At 72.5% G+C, this 19190-nt stretch carries 22 protein-coding genes and 1 riboswitch; of the genes, 13 read left to right on the top strand and 9 right to left on the bottom strand.

From position 1 onward, the window contains the following. Window positions 1-36 precede the first annotated feature (36 nt). The 3 genes from AB0A74_RS15835 to AB0A74_RS15825 all read left to right on the top strand — a co-directional run bounded on the left by AB0A74_RS15835 (window position 37) and on the right by AB0A74_RS15825 (window position 3520). Complete coding sequence (locus AB0A74_RS15835) at window positions 37-879, top strand: hypothetical protein (RefSeq protein ID WP_358249927.1); 843 nt, start codon at window positions 37-39, stop codon at window positions 877-879. A 117-nt stretch (window positions 880-996) separates the two neighbouring features. Continuing rightward, entirely contained in the window at window positions 997-2286 is a 1290-nt protein-coding gene (locus AB0A74_RS15830) for an acyl-CoA dehydrogenase family protein (RefSeq protein WP_358250003.1), read from the top strand. Between the two features lie 19 nt (window positions 2287-2305). After that, window positions 2306-3520, top strand: coding sequence for an acyl-CoA dehydrogenase family protein (locus AB0A74_RS15825; RefSeq protein WP_358249926.1), 1215 nt, complete (start codon window positions 2306-2308; stop codon window positions 3518-3520). Between the two features lie 67 nt (window positions 3521-3587). Here the strand turns inward: AB0A74_RS15825 and AB0A74_RS15820 are convergent, their stop codons facing one another. The 4 genes from AB0A74_RS15820 to AB0A74_RS15805 form a co-directional block, all read right to left on the bottom strand. After that, a complete protein-coding gene (locus tag AB0A74_RS15820) occupies window positions 3588-3950 on the bottom strand; it encodes a hypothetical protein (RefSeq protein ID WP_358249925.1) in 363 nt (120 codons plus the stop codon). A 143-nt stretch (window positions 3951-4093) separates the two neighbouring features. Next, a complete protein-coding gene (locus tag AB0A74_RS15815) occupies window positions 4094-4831 on the bottom strand; it encodes an MBL fold metallo-hydrolase (RefSeq protein ID WP_358249924.1) in 738 nt (245 codons plus the stop codon). Continuing rightward, entirely contained in the window at window positions 4822-5511 is a 690-nt protein-coding gene (locus AB0A74_RS15810) for an MOSC N-terminal beta barrel domain-containing protein (RefSeq protein WP_358249922.1), read from the bottom strand. Before AB0A74_RS15810 ends, AB0A74_RS15815 begins: the two co-directional genes overlap by 10 nt. Window positions 5512-5520: 9 nt before the next feature. Next, window positions 5521-6420 carry an aminoglycoside phosphotransferase family protein gene (locus tag AB0A74_RS15805; RefSeq protein WP_358249920.1) on the bottom strand — a complete coding sequence of 300 codons (900 nt, stop codon included), beginning with the start codon at window positions 6418-6420 and terminating at the stop codon, window positions 5521-5523. 94 nt (window positions 6421-6514) lie between these two features. On the opposite strand from AB0A74_RS15805, the gene AB0A74_RS15800 reads away from it, so the two are divergent. Next, on the top strand, window positions 6515-7495 hold the full coding sequence (locus tag AB0A74_RS15800; RefSeq protein ID WP_358249918.1) for a hypothetical protein: 981 nt from the start codon (window positions 6515-6517) through the stop codon (window positions 7493-7495). Window position 7496: 1 nt separating this feature from the next. Here AB0A74_RS15800 and AB0A74_RS15795 read toward each other — a convergent pair whose 3' ends face one another. Then, a complete protein-coding gene (locus AB0A74_RS15795; protein ID WP_343936439.1) occupies window positions 7497-7835 on the bottom strand; it encodes a MerR family transcriptional regulator in 339 nt (112 codons plus the stop codon). 96 nt (window positions 7836-7931) lie between these two features. Between AB0A74_RS15795 and AB0A74_RS15790 the strand changes: the two genes are divergently transcribed. Next, complete coding sequence (locus AB0A74_RS15790) at window positions 7932-8741, top strand: TIGR03619 family F420-dependent LLM class oxidoreductase (protein ID WP_358249917.1); 810 nt, start codon at window positions 7932-7934, stop codon at window positions 8739-8741. Between the two features lie 21 nt (window positions 8742-8762). Here AB0A74_RS15790 and AB0A74_RS15785 read toward each other — a convergent pair whose 3' ends face one another. Then, the gene (locus AB0A74_RS15785) at window positions 8763-9620 is read right to left on the bottom strand and encodes an alpha/beta hydrolase (RefSeq protein WP_358249915.1); all 858 of its coding nucleotides are present in this window, start codon (window positions 9618-9620) and stop codon (window positions 8763-8765) included. 104 nt (window positions 9621-9724) lie between these two features. Here AB0A74_RS15785 and AB0A74_RS15780 point away from each other — a divergent pair, with 104 nt between their 5' ends. Then, window positions 9725-10258, top strand: a complete 534-nt coding sequence (locus AB0A74_RS15780) for a CGNR zinc finger domain-containing protein (protein ID WP_358249913.1) — start codon at window positions 9725-9727, stop codon at window positions 10256-10258. Here AB0A74_RS15780 and AB0A74_RS15775 read toward each other — a convergent pair. Beyond that, window positions 10215-11366, bottom strand: coding sequence for an MFS transporter (locus AB0A74_RS15775; RefSeq protein ID WP_358249911.1), 1152 nt, complete (start codon window positions 11364-11366; stop codon window positions 10215-10217). The two genes, AB0A74_RS15780 and AB0A74_RS15775, sit on opposite strands and share 44 nt — an antisense overlap. Window positions 11367-11437: 71 nt before the next feature. Between AB0A74_RS15775 and AB0A74_RS15770 the strand changes: the two genes are divergently transcribed. Then, the gene (locus tag AB0A74_RS15770; RefSeq protein ID WP_358249910.1) at window positions 11438-11950 is read left to right on the top strand and encodes a helix-turn-helix domain-containing protein; all 513 of its coding nucleotides are present in this window, start codon (window positions 11438-11440) and stop codon (window positions 11948-11950) included. After that, the gene (def, locus tag AB0A74_RS15765; RefSeq protein ID WP_358249908.1) at window positions 11947-12474 is read left to right on the top strand and encodes a peptide deformylase; all 528 of its coding nucleotides are present in this window, start codon (window positions 11947-11949) and stop codon (window positions 12472-12474) included. The genes AB0A74_RS15770 and def overlap by 4 nt, the downstream gene beginning before the upstream one ends. A 34-nt stretch (window positions 12475-12508) precedes the next feature. Here def and AB0A74_RS15760 read toward each other — a convergent pair whose 3' ends face one another. Both AB0A74_RS15760 and AB0A74_RS15755 read right to left on the bottom strand, forming a co-directional pair. Continuing rightward, window positions 12509-13603 (bottom strand): helix-turn-helix transcriptional regulator, encoded by a 1095-nt coding sequence (locus AB0A74_RS15760; protein WP_358249907.1) that lies wholly within the window; start codon window positions 13601-13603, stop codon window positions 12509-12511. Between the two features lie 25 nt (window positions 13604-13628). After that, window positions 13629-13835 (bottom strand): hypothetical protein, encoded by a 207-nt coding sequence (locus AB0A74_RS15755; RefSeq protein ID WP_358249905.1) that lies wholly within the window; start codon window positions 13833-13835, stop codon window positions 13629-13631. 98 nt (window positions 13836-13933) lie between these two features. Between AB0A74_RS15755 and AB0A74_RS15750 the strand changes: the two genes are divergently transcribed. From AB0A74_RS15750 to AB0A74_RS15730, 5 genes are all read left to right on the top strand, one after another. Next, entirely contained in the window at window positions 13934-14284 is a 351-nt protein-coding gene (locus tag AB0A74_RS15750; RefSeq protein ID WP_358249903.1) for a hypothetical protein, read from the top strand. Window positions 14285-14574: 290 nt separating this feature from the next. Continuing rightward, entirely contained in the window at window positions 14575-15834 is a 1260-nt protein-coding gene (locus tag AB0A74_RS15745) for a sugar ABC transporter substrate-binding protein (protein WP_358249901.1), read from the top strand. Beyond that, window positions 15831-16793 carry a sugar ABC transporter permease gene (locus tag AB0A74_RS15740; RefSeq protein ID WP_358249900.1) on the top strand — a complete coding sequence of 321 codons (963 nt, stop codon included), beginning with the start codon at window positions 15831-15833 and terminating at the stop codon, window positions 16791-16793. Before AB0A74_RS15745 ends, AB0A74_RS15740 begins: the two co-directional genes overlap by 4 nt. Further along, entirely contained in the window at window positions 16786-17613 is an 828-nt protein-coding gene (locus tag AB0A74_RS15735) for a carbohydrate ABC transporter permease (protein WP_358249898.1), read from the top strand. The genes AB0A74_RS15740 and AB0A74_RS15735 overlap by 8 nt, the downstream gene beginning before the upstream one ends. A gap of 4 nt (window positions 17614-17617) precedes the next feature. Further along, window positions 17618-18790, top strand: a complete 1173-nt coding sequence (locus AB0A74_RS15730) for a Gfo/Idh/MocA family oxidoreductase (RefSeq protein ID WP_358249896.1) — start codon at window positions 17618-17620, stop codon at window positions 18788-18790. A 304-nt stretch (window positions 18791-19094) separates the two neighbouring features. Beyond that, a riboswitch (S-adenosyl-L-homocysteine riboswitch) is annotated at window positions 19095-19173 on the top strand. Window positions 19174-19190 lie beyond the last annotated feature (17 nt).

Raw genomic sequence — 19190 nt, 5'->3', positions numbered from 1 at the left:
CGGACGGTGAACCCCCACTTCCCTTGCGAGGTCCGTGTGATCCGTCCGCTCGTCGTGGCCGTGTTGACGGCCGCCGCCACCCTCTTAGCCGTCACCCCCGCCCACGCCGCCATCCCCGGTGACGAGGTCGTCTGGTCCGACGCCGCCGGACCGACCTCCGCCACCAGCCGCATCAACTCCGTGTCCTGCCCGTCGGGCAAGCAGCTCATCGGCGCTCGCGCCTTCACCAGAGGCGCGCCCCGGGACACCCTGGTCACCGCGCTCATCCCCACCGCCACCGCCGCCGTCGCCCTGGCCCGCGAGGACGAGGACGGCACCGAGCGGGAGTGGAGCCTGATCGTGGAGGCGGTGTGCGCGCTGCCCGTCCCCGGGCACCAGATCGTCGTCCAGCACTCCGACACCACCTCGACCGACAAGCAGGTCCGCGCCACGTGTCCCACCGGCAAGAAGCTCCTGACCGCCGGTTGGAACACCCAGGGCGAGGGCCAGGTCTGGGTGAACCAGGTGTCCTTCGCCTTCGACCTGACCAGCGCCGCCGTGACCGGCATGGAGGACCCCGACGGGTACGCGGGCACGTGGCGGCTCTCGACCTACGCGGTGTGCGCCGACCCGTTGCCGGGGCAGAGCGTGCACTCCGCGACCTCGGTGACCGACCGGTCGGACAAGATGTTCGACGTCCGGTGCGAGTCGCACCAGCGGTGGCTGGCGGCGGGGTGGTCGTTCATCGCCGCGGGCGGCGTGACGCCGGCGGGCCAGGTGTCGCCGAACCTGTGGGCGATCGGGACGTCGTGGTTCCAGCTCAACGCGTGGGAGGACGACGACGGTTTCGCCCACGACTGGTACGCCGTGGGGCGGGCGGTGTGCGTGGACCGGGCGTGAGCCGGCAGGGGCTCCCGTATCTACTCCCGAGTAGGTTACTCTGAAGTAGATAGTCGTCGGGTGTGGAACAGGGGTGTCGCGGTGGCGAGTACCACGGGGCAGGGCAGGCGGGACCCGATGGGGATGGCGTTGGCCGTCCTCAACCGGGTGGCCGCGTCGGACGTGCTGGACCGGTTCGGGCTGCGCAAGCCGGTCGAGCGCGGGGTGTACGAGGCGACCAGGAGCGGGTTCCGCACCGTCGCCGCCGCCGGCCGCCGGTTCGGCGCCGTGCAGAAGCTCGGCAAGCCCGCGCGGCTGCCGAACCGCCCCGAGCAGGGGCTGTTCGACATCACGCCGACCGACGAGCAGCAGATGATGACCGAGATGCTGCGCGAGTTCGCCGCCGAGCGGCTCCGCCCGGTCGCCGGGGACGCCGACACCGCGTGCGCCGCGCCGCCGGAGGTCCTGGCCGCGATGAACGAGCTGGGCGTCAGCCTGGTCGGCGTCCCGGAGGAGCTGGGCGGCGCGGGCAGCGAGCGGTCGGCGGTCAGCGGCGTGCTCATCGCCGAGGCCCTGGCCCACGGCGACATGGGTCTCGCGGTGGCGTGCCTCGCGCCCGCCGCCGTGAGCACCGCGCTGACCCTGTGGGGTGACGCCGGGCAGCAGTCGACGTACCTGCCCGCGTTCACCGGCGACGACGTGCCCGCCGCCGCGCTGACCATCCAGGAGCCGCACCCGCTGTTCGACCCGTTCGCCTTGCGCACCAAGGCGCACCGGTCCGGCGGCGGGTACGTGCTCAACGGCGTCAAGGCCATGGTGCCCAACGCCGCGAAGGCCGAGCTGTTCGTGGTGGCCGCCGACCTCGCCGGCCGCGGTCCCGCGCTGTTCCTGGTCGAGTCCGCCACGCCGGGCCTGACCGTCGAGGCCGACCCCGGCATGGGGTTGCGCGCGGCCGGCATGGGCCGGCTGCACTTGGACGACGTGACCCTGCCCGCGACCGCGTTGCTGGGCGACGAGAAGTCCTACGCGGACTGCGTGCGGCTGTCGCGGCTGGGGTGGTGCGCGCTGGCCGTGGGCACCGGGCAGGCCGTGCTGGACTACGTGATCCCGTATGTCAACGACCGGGTCGCGTTCGGCGAGCCGATCAGCCACCGGCAGGGCGTCGCGTTCTCCGTCGCCGACATCGCGATCGAGCTGGAGGGCATGCGCCTGGTCACCTACCGCGCGGCCGGCCGCGCCGAGCAGGGCAAGCCGTTCGCCCGGGAGACCGCGCTGGCGCGGGCGCTGTGCGCGGACAAGGGCATGAGGATCGGCCTGGACGGGGTGCAGCTGCTGGGCGGGCACGGGTTCGTCAAGGAGCACCCGGTCGAGCGGTGGTACCGGGACCTGCGTGCGGTCGGGTTGGCCGAGGGCGTCGTCCTCGTCTGACGCGGGCGGAAAGGGAATCATGATCAACCTCGAAGTTCCGAAGAAGTTCGAGCAGCTCGTCGACCAGGCGCACCAGGCCGCCGCGGAGTTCCTGCGGCCCAACTCGCGCAAGTACGACGAGGCCGAGCACACCTACCCCAAGGAACTGGACATGCTCGCCGCGCTGCTGGACGGCCTGTCCGCGGCCGGCGGCGGGGCCAGCGCGGGCGGCGTGCGCCGCGGCGGTTCGTCCTCGGACAAGTCCAAGCAGGGCAACCGCAACGGCTCGAACCTCCAGCTGTTGCTGGGCACCATCGAGATGTGCTGGGGCGACGTGGGCCTGCTGCTGAGCATGCCGCGCCAGGGCCTGGGCAACGCGGCGATCGCGTCGGTGGCCAACGACGAGCAGCTCAAGCGGTACCAGGGCAAGTGGGCCGCGATGGCGATCACCGAGCCGGACACCGGTTCGGACTCCGGCGCCATCCGCACCACGGCGGTGAAGGACGGCGACCACTACGTCCTCAACGGCGAGAAGATCTTCGTCACGGCGGGGGAGCGCGCGGACTGCGTGGTGGTGTGGGCGACCCTGGACCGGTCGCTGGGCAAGGCGGCGATCAAGTCGTTCGTGGTCGACCGCGGCACGCCGGGCTTCGAACTGGTGCGGCTGGAGCACAAGCTGGGCATCCGCGCCTCGGACACCGCGCACTTCCGCCTGGACAACGTGCGCGTGCACAAGGACAACCTGCTGGGCAGCCCGGAGATCAACACCGAGCAGGGCTTCGCCGGCGTCATGCAGACCTTCGACAACACCCGCCCGCTGGTGGCCGCGATGGCCGTCGGCGTCGCGCGGGCGGCGCTGGAGGAGACCCGGAGGGTGCTGGCGGAAGCGGGCGTCGAGGTCGACTACGACCGCCCGGCCGGCTCGCAGCACGCGGCGGCGGCGAAGTTCCTCAAGCTTGAGGCCGACTGGGAAGCCGCGTACCTGCTGGCGCTCCAGGCGGCGTGGATGGCCGACAACCGCAAGCCCAACTCGCTGCAGGCGTCGATGGCCAAGGCGAAGGCGGGCCGGACGGGCTCGGACGTGACCCTGGGCTGCGTCGAACTGGCCGGCGTCGCGGGGTACAGCGAGACGTCACTGCTGGAGAAGTGGGCGCGCGACTCGAAGATCCTGGACATCTTCGAGGGCACGCAACAGATCCAGCAACTGATCGTGGCCCGCCGGCTGCTGGGCAAGTCGTCCGCCGAACTGAAGTGACCGCGCCCCTCGGGGTGGGCCGGGCTTCCGCCCACCCCGAGGGGACCTCCAACCGGGCCGGGGAAGATCACCCGGAGTTGCCGGTGCCACCCTCCCGGCCGGCCACCGGGGACGGGGTGAACAGACCGACCAGACCGGTGAGCGTCGCGGTGAACACAGTCACGATCGTCTCGTTCTCGCCATCGGCCGGTCGCACCCAAATGAGACCGATCAGGGCGAGGATCAGGACGGCCGCGAGCGCGGTCACCAAAGCCGCCCACACGTATCCGCGGAATCCCGAAGACAGGCTGGACATGGTGCCGGGCCCGGCCGGAGGCTCCGCCGCTCCCCTCGCCGCGCCCGCCACGGCGGCCTTCTGGATCTCCTGACCCCTGTCGGCCGTCGCCTCCATCGCGGCAATGACGGCCTGCTGGACTCTCTCTCCAGTCATCGCCTTGCTCCTTTGCCCAGGCGGACCATTGAGCGCCGTGCACTCTGACCGATGGTGGATCACGAGGGCTCAGGTGGGAGTGACGAGCCCTTCGGGTTCACCCGAACCGGTGACGGGTGACCGTCGGTCCACGCGGGCGGGCCTCACCGCAGGGCCGCGTCGACCATCCCGCTGAGCGGGCCGCGGGCCAGGCCGCCGTGGCCCGGGACCAGGGTGTCGGCCGGAACGTCGCGCAGGGCGGCGATCGCCTCGGTGACGCCCTGTTCGGAGGTGTTGAACACCTCGGGCAGGCGTTGCGGGCCCTCGCCGCGGCGGGAAGTCGGGTGGCCGGTCACCAGGGCGTCGCCGCTGAACAGCACGCCCGTCGAAGGCATCAGGTACGCCGTGTGCCCGCTGGTGTGCCCCGGCGTCGGCACCGCCACCAGACCGCCCGGCACGTCCAGCGGCACGTTCGGCGGCACCACGCCCACCTCGCGCAACGACATCCTGATCCGCGGGAACACCGCGCGGACCGTGTCGAGCACCCATCGGCGGCTCGGCGCGTGCCCGCACAGCCGCAGCATCTCCACCGGCGTGATCTGCTCCAGGTACTCCCGCCGCGCGTGCCTGGCCTCCTCCGCGCCCGTCAGCACCGGCGTGCCGAACCGGTCCACCATGGCCGGCACGCCGCCGATGTGGTCCAGGTGCGCGTGGGTGAGCAGGATCGCCGTCACGTCCTCCGGGCGGCGGCCGATCGCGGTGATGGACGCCAGCAGGGCGGCGGAGTCGTTGAGGTAGCCGGTGTCCACCAGGGTCAGCGCCGTCCCGTCCGACACCAGCGCCCAGTTGACGTTGGTCCCGGTGACCATGTGGACCCGGTCGTTCACGCGGATCACGTGCACAGCGCCACCTCGTCGCCCACCGCGAACCCGCCGGGCACGAGCACCCGGGCCAGCACGCCCAGCTTGTTGTCGTGCGCGTCGGCGATCTTGCGCAGCACGTCGGAGGACCGCGGCAGTCCGGGCTGCTCCTCGTTGACCATGACGCACCGCTCGCTGGAGCGCACCACCGCCAACCGCACCCCGCCCACGGCCAGCTCCCGACCCAGCCACGCGTCCTCCACGAACGGCGGCGTGCCCGGTGGCGTGCGCACGACGACGTTGGGCCGGAACCGGCGCTCGTCCACCGGGACACCCGGCAGCGCCTGCCCGAACCACTCCAGCGTCGCGGTGCTCAGCACGCTCACCGGCAGCTCGTCGAAGTGCGACACGTCGCCCTCGCGCACCAGGGCCACCTCGGCGCGCCCGAGCCAGGCCCGCAGGCCGTCCTCGCTCAGCGCCGACCCGTCCGGGTCCAGCACCTCGACACCGTCGCCGGCGCAGCGCGACCGCAACGCGAGCAACCCGGGCATCCGCCGGAACCGGCGGCTGTTCTTGCCCGACCCGAACTTGCCGTCCGCGTCCCGCACCGCCCACAGCCGGTCGCCGACCAGCCCGCGCTCCTCGACCTCGACCCGGTCCACCGGCTCGCCCCCGGTCGACTTCACCGGGTACCGCCACACGCTCTCGACCACTCCCAGCACCACGTCACCCTAGCCGGCGGCGAGCAGCGTCGTGGCGATGGCGACCTGGACCGGCTCCAGCGCGGGCTTGCCGTCCTCGACGTCCCACAGCGCGTTCTGCAGCACCCGGCCCAGCGTCCACGCCCTCGCCCGATCGCGGTCGAGCCCCGCGGTCCCGGTCAGCAGGTCGAACCGGCGGCGCACCCCGCGCGGCACGTCGTCGGCCACCGCCTCCCACCGGTTGTCCAACGCCGGCAGCAGGTCGAAACCCGGGTCGCCGGCCAGCGACTCCGGGTCGATCGCGAGCCACGGCTCCCGGTCGGCCGCCAGCACGTTGTCGTGGTGCAGGTCCCAGTGCAGCAGCCGGTCACCCGACTCCGGCAGCACCTCCGCCACCGCCGCCGCGCACGTCCGCACCAGCGCCGCGTCGTCCGGACCCAGCCGCGCCGCCGCCCACGGCGCCTGGTCGAGCATGGCGGCGGCGATGTCGGACAGCCGGCGCAGGTCGGGCGGCGCGGGCACGGCGGTCAGGCGCGCCAGCAGGCCCGCCAGGACGGTCAGCGCCTCGTCGTCGTCGGCGACGGTGGACAGGGGACGGGTCGCGTCGAGGCGTTCCAGCAGCATCACGCCGCCGGTGTCGTCGTGGTCCAGCAGGCGCACGACCCCGTCGCCGTCCCACGTCCGCAGGCCGGTGAGCGCGCCCGCGGTCTCCTCGGTCGGCGGCTGGAGCCGCAGGACGGCCGGCGTGCCGTCGGCCCGCACGACCGGCAGCACGAGCGAGGCCATGCCGTTGCGGACCGCGCCGTCGGGGCGCAGCGACCAGCGTTCGAGGTGTTCGGCGACCGAGGCGGGCAGCGCGGCGAGCCAGGCGCGGCCGGCCGGGGAGCGGTGGGACCGCACGAGCGCGTCGGGGATGTCGAAAGAGGTCATCGTGCCCTCGACATTACCGATCTTGAACGGGTCGATGCGGATCGGTGATCCCGTTGTGCGCCTGCGGGGCCCCGCGGTCACCTAGGCTGCGCGCATGATCAGGCCGTCCGGGCGCGTCGCCGCCGTCGTGGGGCTGGCGTTCGCGCTGAGCGCCTGCACCACCCAGGTCACCGGGTCGCCGGTGCCGGTGCCCAACCCGACGCCGCAGAAGGCGCGGACCACCGCCGAGAGCCTGCTCGGCGACCTGCCGACCGTCGACCCGTGCGGGTACGTCGAGGCCCGCGACCTCAAGCAGTTCGGCGAGGCGGTCGACGGGCGGCCCGAGTCGCTGGACTTCTGCCTGGTCACCGTCACGGTCGCCGGCGGCGCGAAGCTGGAGGTCCTGTTCGGCACGCTCGAACAGGTCGGGTCCGAGCGCGACTTCAAGGGCGAGCTGGTGGACTACGAGGACCTGCGGATCGTCGAGGAGCCCGGCGAGTCGGTCCGGTGCGCCCGGCGGCTGGTGTTCACCGACCTGGTCACGCTGGCGGTGAGCGTCGAGAACTACAGCGAGAAGACCGTGCCCTCGACCGAGATGTGCCGCATCGCCGACCACGCCACGAAGGTCGTCGCCGACCGCGTGCTGGCCAAGGAGGTCGAGCACCGCCGGTTCGGGGCGAAGTCCGTGGGCAAGCTGGTCGCCTGCGACGCCGTCCGGGCGAGCCTGGCCAAGGTGCCCGGCCTGACCAGCCCGAAGGCCTACGAGTACCCGGCTGGCCACCAGTGCCGGTGGAGCAACGACGGCGAGGCGTCCACGCCCCGCGCCCGGCTCACCTACGCCGTGGGCAAGCCGTCCGAGCCGGACGGCAAGGACTCCGTGCGCGAGGACGTCGGCGGACGCCCGACCGTGATCTACAAGTCCTCGGCCTCCTCGGTGTCGTTCTGCGTCGCCGAGACCACGCACATCCCGTTCGAGAACGGGTTGCAGGAGTTGGCGGTGGTCTCGGTGAGCCTGCCGTCGGGCACCCCGGCGGACCAGGCGTGCGCGGCGGTCAAGGAGGTCGCCGCCGAGGTGTGGGCCAACCTCCCGAAGTAGCTCAGGGCAGGTAGGCGGCGAGCGCGCCCCGCGACTGCTGGAGGCCCGCGATGCGTTCGTCCAGCGCCGCCAGCTCGCGGGTCAGGATCGAGCGCACCTCGGGGCACAGGTCCACCCGCGCCTCGTCGCCGTACGTGCACGGCAGCACCGACCGGATCACCTCCGTGCTCAGCCCCGAGGCCAGCAACGCGCGGATCTGCCGCACGGTGGTGACCGCCGTGTCGTCGTAGTGGCGGTAGCCGTTGGCCGCGCGGCAGGTCTCCAGCAGGCCCTGCGACTCGTAGTACCGCAGCAGCCGGGGGCTCACGCCGGTCCGTTCGGACAGCTCGCCGATCAGCATGTGACGCACTCCAGAGCACCGAGCAGTTGACCTTGACACCGATGTGAGTGCTTAACGTCGGAGCATGGTCGAACATTTCGTCACGGGAGGGCGGCGGTGAACGCCGAGCTGGAAGTCGTGCTGCCCGACGAGTCGCCGGACATGCCGCCGCAGCGCCTGGCCGACCTCGCGGTGCGGGCGGAAGCCCTGGGCTACCAACGGGTCTACCTGCCCGACCACGTGCTGCCGCCCGGCGCCTACGGGCCGGACCGGTACGGCGGCGTGTACGAGCCGCTGGTGGCCTTGTCCTACATCGCCGCCCGGACCAGCACGATCGAGCTGGGCACGTCGGTGCTCGTGGTGCCGTTGCGCGACCCGTTCGTGCTGGCCAAGCAGGTGGCGACGCTGGACCGGCTGTCCGGCGAGCGGTTCGCGCTGGGCGTCGGGGTCGGCTGGGACCGGGCCGAGTTCGCCGCCCTGCGCTCGGACTTCACCGACCGGGGCGCGCGCACGGACGAGGCGATCCGGTTGTTGCGGCACCTGTGCCACGGCGAAGGGCCGTTCGAGGGGCGGTACTACGGCTACGAGGCCGGGGTGTTCGAGCCGCGTCCCCTGCGGCGGGTGCCGATCGTGGTGGGCGGGATGAGCGACGCCGCCCTGCGCCGCGCCGCCCGGTTCGGCGACGAGTGGCAGGCGGTGGGCGTGGACCCCGCCGGGTTCGCCGCGCGGCTGGACCGGCTGCGGTCGTTCGCGGACCGGCCGGTCAAGCCGACGGTGCGGATCGCCCACCCCGGCGGGGACGTGGCGGAGGCGGTCGAGCGGGCGCACGCGTTCGCCGACGCCGGGGCGGAGGCGGTCGCCGTGTGGTTCAGCCCGGCCGACGGGTTCGCCGAGCGGATGGCGGAGTTCGCCGAAGCCGTGCGCTGACCCCCGCGGCGACCGCCGACCTCAGCCCAGGACGCGGCCGAGGAAGCCGCGCGCGTAGCCGGCGACGGTGTCCAACTGGTCCTCCAGCGCGAAGTGCCCGGCGTCGAGGAGGTGGATCTCCGCGTCGGGCAGGTCGCGGCGGTAGGCGGTGGCGCCGTCCGGCCCGAAGATCTCGTCGTTGCGCCCCCACACCGCCAGCAGCGGCACCTGGCTGTCGCGGAAGTACCGCTGGAACGCCGGGTAGGCGTCGAGGTTGTTCTTGTAGTCGCGGAACAGCGCGAGCTGGACCTCCGCGTTGCCCGGCCGGTCGAGCAGCGGCTGGTCGTGCGACCAGGTGTCGGGGCTGATCCGGGTCACGTCCTTCACGCCGTGCGTGTACTGCCAGCGCGTCGCCTCGGCGGTGAGCAGTGCGCGCACGGCGGGTTCGGTGTCCGGGCCCGGCGCGGTGGCGTAGGCGAACAGCGGCTCCCAGAACGGTGTGAAGCCCTCCATGTACGCGTTGCCGGACTGGGTGATGATCGCGCTGACCCGCTCGGGTTCCCTCGACGCGATCTTCAGGCCGATGGGCGCGCCGTAGTCCTGGATGTAGAGCGCGTGCCGGCGCACGCCGAGCCGGTCGAGCAGCTTCGTGGTCACCTCGGTGAGCCGGTCGAAGGTGTAGTCGAAATCGTCGACCGAGGGCGCGGGGCTCTGCCCGAACCCGATGTGGTCCGGCGCGATCACGCGGTAGCGGTCGGCCAGCGCCGGGATCAGGCCGCGGAACATGTGCGAGCTGGTCGGGAAGCCGTGCAGCAGCACGATCGCGGGCGCGTCGGGGTGCCCGGCCTCGCGGTGGAAGACGCTCAGGCCGTCGATGTCGGTGTGGTGGTAGGTCGTCATGGCGGTTCACCTAACTGTTCAAGTCGCTCAGAACGGTTAGATCAACCCAAGCACGGCGCGTGCTAACCTGTCAAGCGTCTGAAAAAGGTTAGGAGGACGAGTCCGTGCTGACCGACGCGCTGCGCGCCCGCGACTGGCCCGAGCGGCCCCTGGTCGACCAGCCGCTGGGCCTCGACCTCCTCAACACCCGCTGGATCACCGGCACGACCTGGTACGACGTCCTGGACCACGACGAGTTGACCCGCGCCTGGCTCGCCGACCACGGCCTGCCCGCCGCCCCCGTGCCCCGCGCCGAGCTGAAGACGACCCGCGAGGCGGTGATCGCCGCGATCGCCGACGCGACCGACCTCCCCGCCCTCAACGCCCTGCTCGACCACGGCCGCCTGCGGCTCACCGTCGACGCCGAGCACCCGGACGTGCCCGATCCGCGCTGGCACGCGGCCTGGGTGTGCCTGCGCGACTACCTGCGCCTGCGCGCCGAGCACCCCGACCGCGTCCGCAAGTGCGCCAACCCGGACTGCGTCCTGCACTTCGTGGACACCTCGCGCACCGGCCGCCGCCAGTGGTGCTCGATGACCGCGTGCGGCAACCGCCTCAAGGCGCGGCGGCACCACGACCGGCAGCGCGCACAAGCGTGAGCGTCCACGCGCACCCCAGGAGCGCGATCAACCCCGCCCCGGCCAGCGCCCACGGGATGCCCGCCGACCGCGCGACCAGGCCGAGCAGGATCGGCCCGCCGCCCAGCCCCAGGTCGAGGAACGCGCTGGCGGTGCCCGACGCCGCGCCGCGCTCGTGCGGGCGCGCGGTGGCGAACACGGCCGAGAAGAACGCCGGCGTGCTGAACGTGACCCCCAGCGCCAGCAGCACGGTCCCCACGACCAGGCCCGGGGGAGTGACCCACGCCGCCGCGAGCCCCAACCCGAGCGCGATCGACGCCAGCGCCCCGGCGGCCAGCGGCAGCGACGGCAGGCGGTCGGGCACGCGGGCGAACGCGATCCGGCTGATCACCACGACGATCCCGTAGACGAACAACGGCAGGCTCGCGTTGGCCAGCCCGACGTCCCGGGCGTGCAGGGCGGCGAAGGTCAGGAACCCGCCGATCGCCGCCAACGACGTGCAGAACCCGACGCTCGGCGCGATCGCCGCCCGGTGCACCAGGCGCACCGGGGCGGGCTCGCGCGGCCCGCGGGTCTCCCCGAGCGACGCCGCCAGCACGGCCGCCGCCACGCTCAACCCCGCCGCGCCGAGCCACGCGGCGGTGAACCCGCCCCGGTCGACCAGCACCTCGCCCAGCGGCGGCCCGAACGCCAGCCCGAGGTAGAGGCCCAGCGAGTTGTAGCTCAGCGCCTCGCCCAACCGGGTCGGCGCGGCCAGGTCCGCCAACGCCGCGAACCCGGCGACGAAGAACGCCGCCTCCGCCACCCCCAGCAGCAGTCGCAACGCCACCACGACGGCCGTGGACCCGGCCAACGCCGTCAACGCCATCCCCGCCGCGCACAGCAGCGCACCGCCGACCAGCAACGGCCGACGCCCCCACCGATCCGTGAGCACCCCGGCGAACGGCCGCAGCACCAGCGCCGACACCGCGAACGCCCCGAACGCGAGACCCGCGGCGGCCTCGTCCCCGCCCAACGGCCCGGTCACGTGGAGCGGGAGCGCGTAGACGGCCACGCCGGTGGCCGTGAAGTAGCCGAGGTCGGCCGCGGTGAGCAGCACGAACCCGGTGGTGAACAGGCGCTCGTCCACCCGCCCATCGTGAGCCGCCCGCGGCGGGGCCGCGATTGCAAAGAAGACTCTGCAAAGTGTACTTTGCGATCATGCCCGATGTGGTCGTCGACGAAGCCCGCGCCCGCAGCCACCCGCTGCGCCTGGCCCTGCTCGACCTGCTCGCGACGGGAGGGCCGCTGACCGCGTCCCAGGCGGCGGCGCGCCTGGGCGTCAACAGCGGCGCCACGTCGTTCCACCTGCGCCAGTTGGCCCGGTTCGGCCTGGTGGAGCCGGTGGACGGGCGCAACCACAAGGAACGGCCGTGGCGGCTGACCCCGGCCGACGAGGGGGACCGCATGGACGAACGCGACGACCGGCGCTACGCGCGGTGGCGGGCGAACCGGGACGCCTACCCGCCGCACTGGCGTCGCCAGGCAGCCGCCACCTTCACCCTGCACCTGACGCCGGAGGAGTTGGCGGCCCTGTCGGGCAAGATCCTCGACCTGGTCAGCCCGTACTTCGACCGGGAGGACGACCCGGCGGCCCGTCCCGCGGGCTGCGCGCCGGTCGCCGTGGTGACCCGGCTGTTCCCGCTGGCCTCCCCCGAGGAGGTGGCGACGTGATCGACGTGGGTCCGCGGCCCCCGATCGTCCTGTTCGGACAGCCGGTGCTGCACACCCCGACCCGGGCGGTGACCGAGTTCGACGACGCCCTGAAGCGCTTGGTGGACGCCATGTTCACCACGATGGCCGCCGCGCCCGGCGCGGGCCTGGCCGCCAACCAGGTCGGCGTGGACCTGCGGGTGTTCGTCTACGACTGCGGCCCGGAGGGCAGGGGCTGCGTGGTGAACCCGGTGCTGGAACGCCTGCCGGGCGGTCTGCAGGACGGCGAGGAGGGCTGCCTGTCCATCCCCGGGCTGTCCTACCCGACGCCCAGGGCCATGCGCGTCCGGTGCACCGGCCGGGACCTCGACGGCTCGGCCCTGGACATCACCGCCGAGGGCTACCTGGCGCGGGCCTTCCAGCACGAGGTGGACCACCTCGACGGCAGGGTCTACCTGGAACGGTTGGGCGGCAAGGCCCGCCGGCGGGCGGAGGGCGACGTCGAGGCGGCCCCCTGGCGCGGCCGGCCGCTGCGCCACGTCTGACCGACCGGGACCGCTTCACGAGTCGGTCCCGGCTTCACGGGATCAGGTCGGCGAACCGGCGCACCTCGCGCACCCGGCCCCACCGCGCGACCAGCCGCCGCTTGAGCCCGGCCAGTTCCCGCCGGACCAGGTCGCCGCCCCAGGGGGCGTCCACGGTCGGTTCGGCGGCGGCCACGGCCGACTCCGGTTCCGCCGCGCACGCGTACGCGTCGGCCAGCCGCACGGTGAACAGCGCCCGGCTCGGCCGGGAGTCCACCGGTGTCCGGCGCAGGGCCTCCCGGGCGTGCTCGACCGCCCGGCGGGCCAGCGCCGGAGCGCCGCGCCGCACCGCCAGGTCGCGGAAGCACGCGGCTTTGCCGGCGTCGAGGAGCATCAGGCCGTGCCGGGGCGGCAGCGCGCGCAGGTCCGTGGACAGGCGTTCGGCCCGGTCCAAGGCCCGCCGGCACGACGTGTCGGCGTCGTTCGCGGCGTGCGCGCGCGACTCCAGCAGGCTGGCCAGGAAGTCCACGGTCGTGTCCCCGGGCGCTTCGGCGCGGGCCCGTGCCGCCAGCCTCCCGGCCGGGCCCGGCCGGCCCTCGACCAGGGCGACCACGCCCAGGTAGGTCAGCGCGGTGCCGGCGGTGGTCCGGTCGTGGGCGGCGCGGGCCCACCCGACCGAGCGGGTCAGCCACGTCGTCCCGGCGCGGTGCTGCCCGTTCTCGACCCGCGCCCACCCGCACCGGAACGCGAGACCGGCCGCGAGACCGGGCAGCGCCGGGTCGGCGTCCGCGGCCAGCCACGCCGTGACGGTGCGGAGTTGGCCTTCCAGCGCCGGGATGAGCGGGACGCCGCCGAAGCCGTCGTTGAAGCGCTCGTAGGCGGCGAGCACCCCGGTCAGCGCGGCCACGACGTCGCCGGGCCCGGCCCGCCGCTCGTCCTCCAGCGCCGACCACAGCGGCAGGAGGCTGTGGTCGCCCAACAGCCGCGCGCAGCGGCCGGCCAGGTCCGGCGGCGGTCGGCGGGTGCCCGCCTCGACCTTGCTGATCAGCGAGTGGTGGTAGCCCAGCAGCCGGCCCAGCGCCGCCTGGGTCAGGCCGGCGGACGTGCGCAGGGCGCGCAGCCCGCGGCCGAACTCCGCCGCCGCCGACATGTCGCGGAGCGTACTACCGCGGTCGCTACAAGTGGTCGGGTTCGTCGTCCAGCGGCACGACGCGGTGCTGGTCGGCGACGTCGGCGGGGTCCGCCTGCAGCCAGGCGTCGCCCAGGGGTGGCACCTCGTCGGGCTCGGCGTCCGGATCGACCGGGGTGCGCTGGTCGACGGTGTCGCGTTCGGGGAGGTCCACGGCGTCGGCCTGGCGGAAGACCTCGTCCTCCACGCCCATGTGCGAGCCCCTTTCGATCGGTGTCCGGTGGGGGTTCCGGTTCCTGTTCTACCCCGGTTGCCTGGCGGGCGCGAAAGAAAGTCGGCACGATCGTCGGCGTGACCCTCCCGCTGTTCGGCGACCCGGCGCCCGGTCCGGACCTCGACCCGAACCCCGGCGCGCCCGGCGAGGCGTGGGCGGCCGAGCAGTTCCGCGGCCGCGGCCTGCGCATCGGCCGCAACCGCACCGTGCACCGGGCGGGCTTCGTGGTGGACGAGCGCGGAGTGGAGATCCCCGCGCCGGACTGCCACGCGGGTTATTTCGCCGCCGGCCGCCCGTGGTGGCAGGTCTACTTCCCGACCACCGACCCGGTCGATTGCGGCCTGTGCCTCGACGCCCGCCGCCACGCCCCCGGCCCACCGCGCCCGACCGGCCAACTCACCCTCGACTTCGGCGACCTCTCGGCCTGACCACCGGCCGGGACGGCGGGCCCGCGGGGCGAGGCGCGCGATCCGCAGCCCGTGGGTCGGCCGGTGTCCCGAGGACGAAGCGCGCGGCCGCGTTCTGAACCGGTCCCACGTGGCTGAACCCTGCGCACGATCACGCTCGAAGCTGCGCAAAGCACGCTCAGTGATGAGCGAAGTTGTAATAAACGGCCGTTGACTGCGCAAGAATGCGCACATAGTGTGCCCCGCAAGCACAACGTGGTGTGTGACATGCGACAGCGTCGCGCACCCCCCTTGGCGCGAGGAGAGTGCACATGATCAACCGGTGGTGGAAGGTGCTCGCCGCGACTGCGGTCGCGGTGAGCGCCGCGGCCTGCGGTGGCGGCGGAGCGGGTTCGGACGGCGGTCCGGTCACCCTGACCTACGCGATCTGGGACAAGGACCAGCAGCCCGCGATGGAGAAGATCGCGCAGGAGTACACCAAGGCCCACCCCAACGTCACGGTGAAGGTCCAGCTCACCGCCAACAAGGAGTACTGGACCAAGCTGCAGACCGCGGTCACCGGCGGCAGCGCCCCCGACGTGTTCTGGATGAACGGCCCGCGCATCGGCCTCTACGCCTCGCAGGGCGTCCTCCAGCCGCTGGACGAGCGGATCTCCGCCGCCGGCGTGGACACCGCCGCCTACCCGAAGTCCCTGGTGGACCTCTACACGTTCGAGGGCAAGAAGTACGGCCTGCCCAAGGACTACGACACCATCGGCCTCTGGTACAACAAGGCGCTCTTCGACGCCGCCGGCGTCAAGCACCCCGACGCCACCTGGACCTGGGACGACCTCAAGGCCGCCGCGGCCAAGCTGACCGACCCCGCCAAGGGCCAGTACGGCATCGCCGCCCCCGCCGACTCCCAGGCCAACTACTACAACACGATCTTCCAGGCCGGCGGCACGGTCATCGCCCCCGACGGCAGGAAGTCCGGCTTCGGCGACCCCGAGGCGGTCGAGGGCCTGAAGTTCTGGGTGGACCTCATCAAGTCCGGCTCCTCGCCGACCGTCCAGCAGATGTCGGACACCGAGCCGACCCAGCTGTTCTCCTCCGGCAAGGTCGCCATGTACTACGGCGGGTCGTGGGAGGCCAACGGGTTCGCCAAGAACGCCGACCTGACCGGCAAGGTGGACGTCGCCCCGCTGCCCAAGGGCAAGAAGCAGGCGGTCGTCATCCACGGCCTGGCCAACGTCGCCTACGCCAAGTCCAAGAACCCCCGGGAGGCCGCGGACTTCGCCGTGTTCGCCAGCGGCAAGCAGGCGCAACAGATCCAGGCCGAGGCCGGCGCGGTGATCTCCGCCTACCAGGGCACCCAGGACACGTGGGTCAAGGCGCACCCGCAGTTCCAACTCCGGGCGTTCATCGACCAGGTCCCCGACTCCGTCCCGCTGCCGCGCTCCAAGAACACCTCCGCGTGGACCAAGCACGCCGAGGACCTGCTCCTCAAGGCGTGGACCGGGGAGAAGGACGTCGCCGACGCGGCCAGGGAGCTGGCCAAGGCCGTGGACGAGGAACTGGGCAAGGAGAAGTGACCACCCTGGAGGAGGTCCCCGTCGCCGCGCCGCACCGCGCGGCGGCGGGGCGACCCGCGCGCAAGCGGCCGCGCCGCCGGGAGTGGCTGTGGGGTTTCGCGTTCATCGCGCCCAACGGCCTGGGCCTGCTGGCGTTCTACATCTGGCCGGTGTTCCAGACGCTGTACTACAGCTTCACCGAGTGGGGCGCGTTCGGCGGGCACACGTGGATCGGTGCGGAGAACTACGTCAAGCTCGTCTCCGACCCGGAAGTGTTGAAGGCGCTGAAGAACACGCTGCTGTACGCGGCGCTGGTGCTGCTCGGCGTGCCCGTCTCGCTGGTGCTCGCGGCCCTGATCAACACGCCGGGGCTGCGGGGCGCGGCGGTGTACCGGGTGCTGTACTTCCTGCCCGTGGTGACGATGCCGGCGGCGGTCGGCATGGTGTGGCGGTGGCTCTACAACGGTGACATCGGCCTGGTCAACCACCTGCTGTCGCTGGTCGGCATCGACGGCCACCACTGGGTCGCCGACCCCCGGTTCGCCCTGTACGCCACGGCGGTCGTGGGCATCTGGATGACCGTCGGCTACAACATGGTGATCTTCGCGGCGGGACTGAAGGGCATCCCGAAGGACCTCTACGAGGCCGCCGAACTCGACGGGGCCGGGCCGGTGCGGCAGTTCTTCAGCATCACGCTGCCGATGCTCAGCCCCACGGCGTTCTTCGTCACCGTGCTGACCTCGATCGGCGCGTTGCAGGTCTTCGACGTCATCTACCTGATGCTGGGCTCCAACAGCGCCGCGCTGCGCAACCCGGCCATCGACGAAAACCAGACGATCGTGTTCCTGTTCTTCGAGCGGGCGTTCGTGGACAACGACAAGGGGTACGCGGCGGCCATCGCGTTCGTGCTGCTGCTGGTGATCCTGCTGCTGACGATCGTGCAGTTCCGGGCGCAGAAGAGGTGGGTGCACTATGCCTGAGCGGGTGGCGCGGCGGACGTGGCCGGTGCACGCGGTGCTGGTGGCCGGGGCGCTGGTCATGGTCGCGCCGCTGGTGTGGGAGTTCCTGACGTCGGTGAAGTCGTTCGGCGAGTCCGTGCGGGTGCCGCCGACGATCCTGCCGGAGACGTGGGACTGGTCGAACTACACCAAGGTGTTCCACAGCGTCCCGTTCGGCGAGCAACTGCTGAACACGGTGCTGATGACCGCCGGGCGCACGGCCGGTCAGCTGCTGCTGTGCTCGATGGCGGCCTACGCGTTCGCGCGGCTGGCGTTCCCCGGGCGCGACGCGATCTTCATGCTGTTCCTGTCGGTGCTGATGGTGCCCAGCCAGCTGTTCCTGATCCCGCAGTACCAGATCATGCAGGAGCTGGGGTGGCTGAACTCGTTGCAGGCGCTGATCGTGCCGGGCGTGTTCAGCGCGTTCGGGACGTTCCTGCTGCGCCAGTTCTTCCTGTCCCTGCCCAAGGACCTGGAGGAGGCGGCGGGCCTGGACGGGGCGAACCCGTTGCGGATCTACTGGCACATCATGCTGCCGCTGGCGCGGCCGGGCCTGGTGGCGCTGGGCATCCTGACGGTGCTGTGGTCGTGGAACGACCTGATGTGGCCGTTGGTGGTGAACAACGACCCGGAGCAGATGACGTTGTCGGCGGGCCTGGCCACGTTGAAGGGCGAGCACTTCACCGACTACCCGGTGCTGATGGCCGGGTCGCTGCTGGCGACGCTGCCCGTCATCGTGGTGTTCATCGTCATGCAGAGGCGCGTGCTGGAGGGCATCGCGTTCACCGGTTCGAAGGGATGAGGCGTTGACGGACCTGCGGATCGGCGTCATCGGCTACGGCCTGCGCGCCCCTCTGACCACCCACGCCCACCGCCCGGGGCGGGGGAGCGCCGTGGTCGCGGTGGCCGACCCCCGCCCGGAGCGGCGCGAGCTGGCGGCGTCGGCTTTCGGCGCGTCCACCACCCCGGACGCCGGGGAGTTGCTGAAGGCGGACCTGGACGCGGTGTTCGTGCTCAGCCCCGACCACCTGCACGTGGAGCACGCGTTGGCGGCGTTCGAGGCGGGCGTGCCGGTCTACCTGGAAAAACCCCTGGCGATCACGATCGCGGACGCCGACCTGATCCTGTCCCGCGCCCGCGCCTCCGGCGTGAAGGTCTACATCGGACACAACATGCGCCACATGGCCGTCGTCCAGACCATGCGGAACCTGGTGCTGGACGGGGCGATCGGCGAGGTGCGGGCGGTCTGGTGCCGCCACTTCGTGGGCCACGGCGGTGACTACTACTTCAAGGACTGGCACGCGGAACGCGCCAAGGGCACCGGCCTGCTGCTGCAGAAGGGCGCGCACGACCTGGACGTGATCCACTGGCTGGCGGGCGGCTACACCAGGCGCGTCAACGCGATGGGCGCGCTCTCGGTGTACGGCCGGGTGGCGGACCGCCTGACCACCCCGGAGTACAAGACCGGCCACGACTGGGAGGAGTACCGCACGAACTGGCCGCCGCTGGCGCAGACCGGCCTGAACCCGGTGGTGGACGTGGAGGACCTGTCGATGGTCAACATGGCCCTGGACAACGGGGTGCTGGCGACCTACCAACAGTGCCACTTCGCGCCGGACTACTGGCGGAACTACACGGTGATCGGCACCGAGGGCAGGCTGGAGAACATCGGCGACACGCCGGGCGCGAAGATCCACGTCTGGAACCGCCGCCACCGCGGCCACGGGGAGCCGGACGTGACGGTCCGCATCCCGGAGGCCGAGGGCGGGCACGGCGGGGCGGACCCCCGGATCGTGGCGGAGTTCCTGGCCTTCGTCCGTTCGGGAGGGACCACGCTGACGTCCCCGGTGGCGGCGCGGGAGGCGGTGGCGACCGGGTACGCGGCCACGGAGTCCCTGCGCTCGGGCGGCGTGCCGATCGACGTCCCCGCCCTGCCGGCGGACCTGGTGGCCTACTACGACGCCGGGCAACGCTCCTGAGACCCGGTTCTGGCCTGTCGGCGGCAGGCCCGAACCACCGGGTCCGGCCGACCGTCCCCCGATCGGCCGGACCTCCACCGCGCGCCGCCGCCCTTGACCGATCGCCACCAACTCCGCGACGACCGCCCGCGTCGACCAGCCAGTGGAACCGTCGCCCCACCGCGCGCCCACCAGCCGTCCACATCGTGAGATCCCCAACAGTGTGTCACCTCGCCGTGTTCCCGCTGGTAGGAGCCTCGCATCCACCTGGAACGACGGGTGGTGAGCACCGCTCACGGGTGATCTTTTGCTAAGCTCGCGACCACTGGCCGAGAGGCGCTGCAACGGACGCCACGTCCGCCACGCTCGGCCAGGTCCGACCACCGCAAGGGCGCCTTCCATGTGACACACCATGGGAGGA

This window comes from Saccharothrix sp. NPDC042600, from assembly GCF_040647305.1.
Taxonomy (GTDB): Bacteria; Actinomycetota; Actinomycetes; order Mycobacteriales; family Pseudonocardiaceae; genus Actinosynnema; species Actinosynnema mutabilis.
The sequence above is the reverse complement of the archived record's forward strand: the minus strand, read 5'-3'. Positions and strand labels throughout refer to the sequence as shown.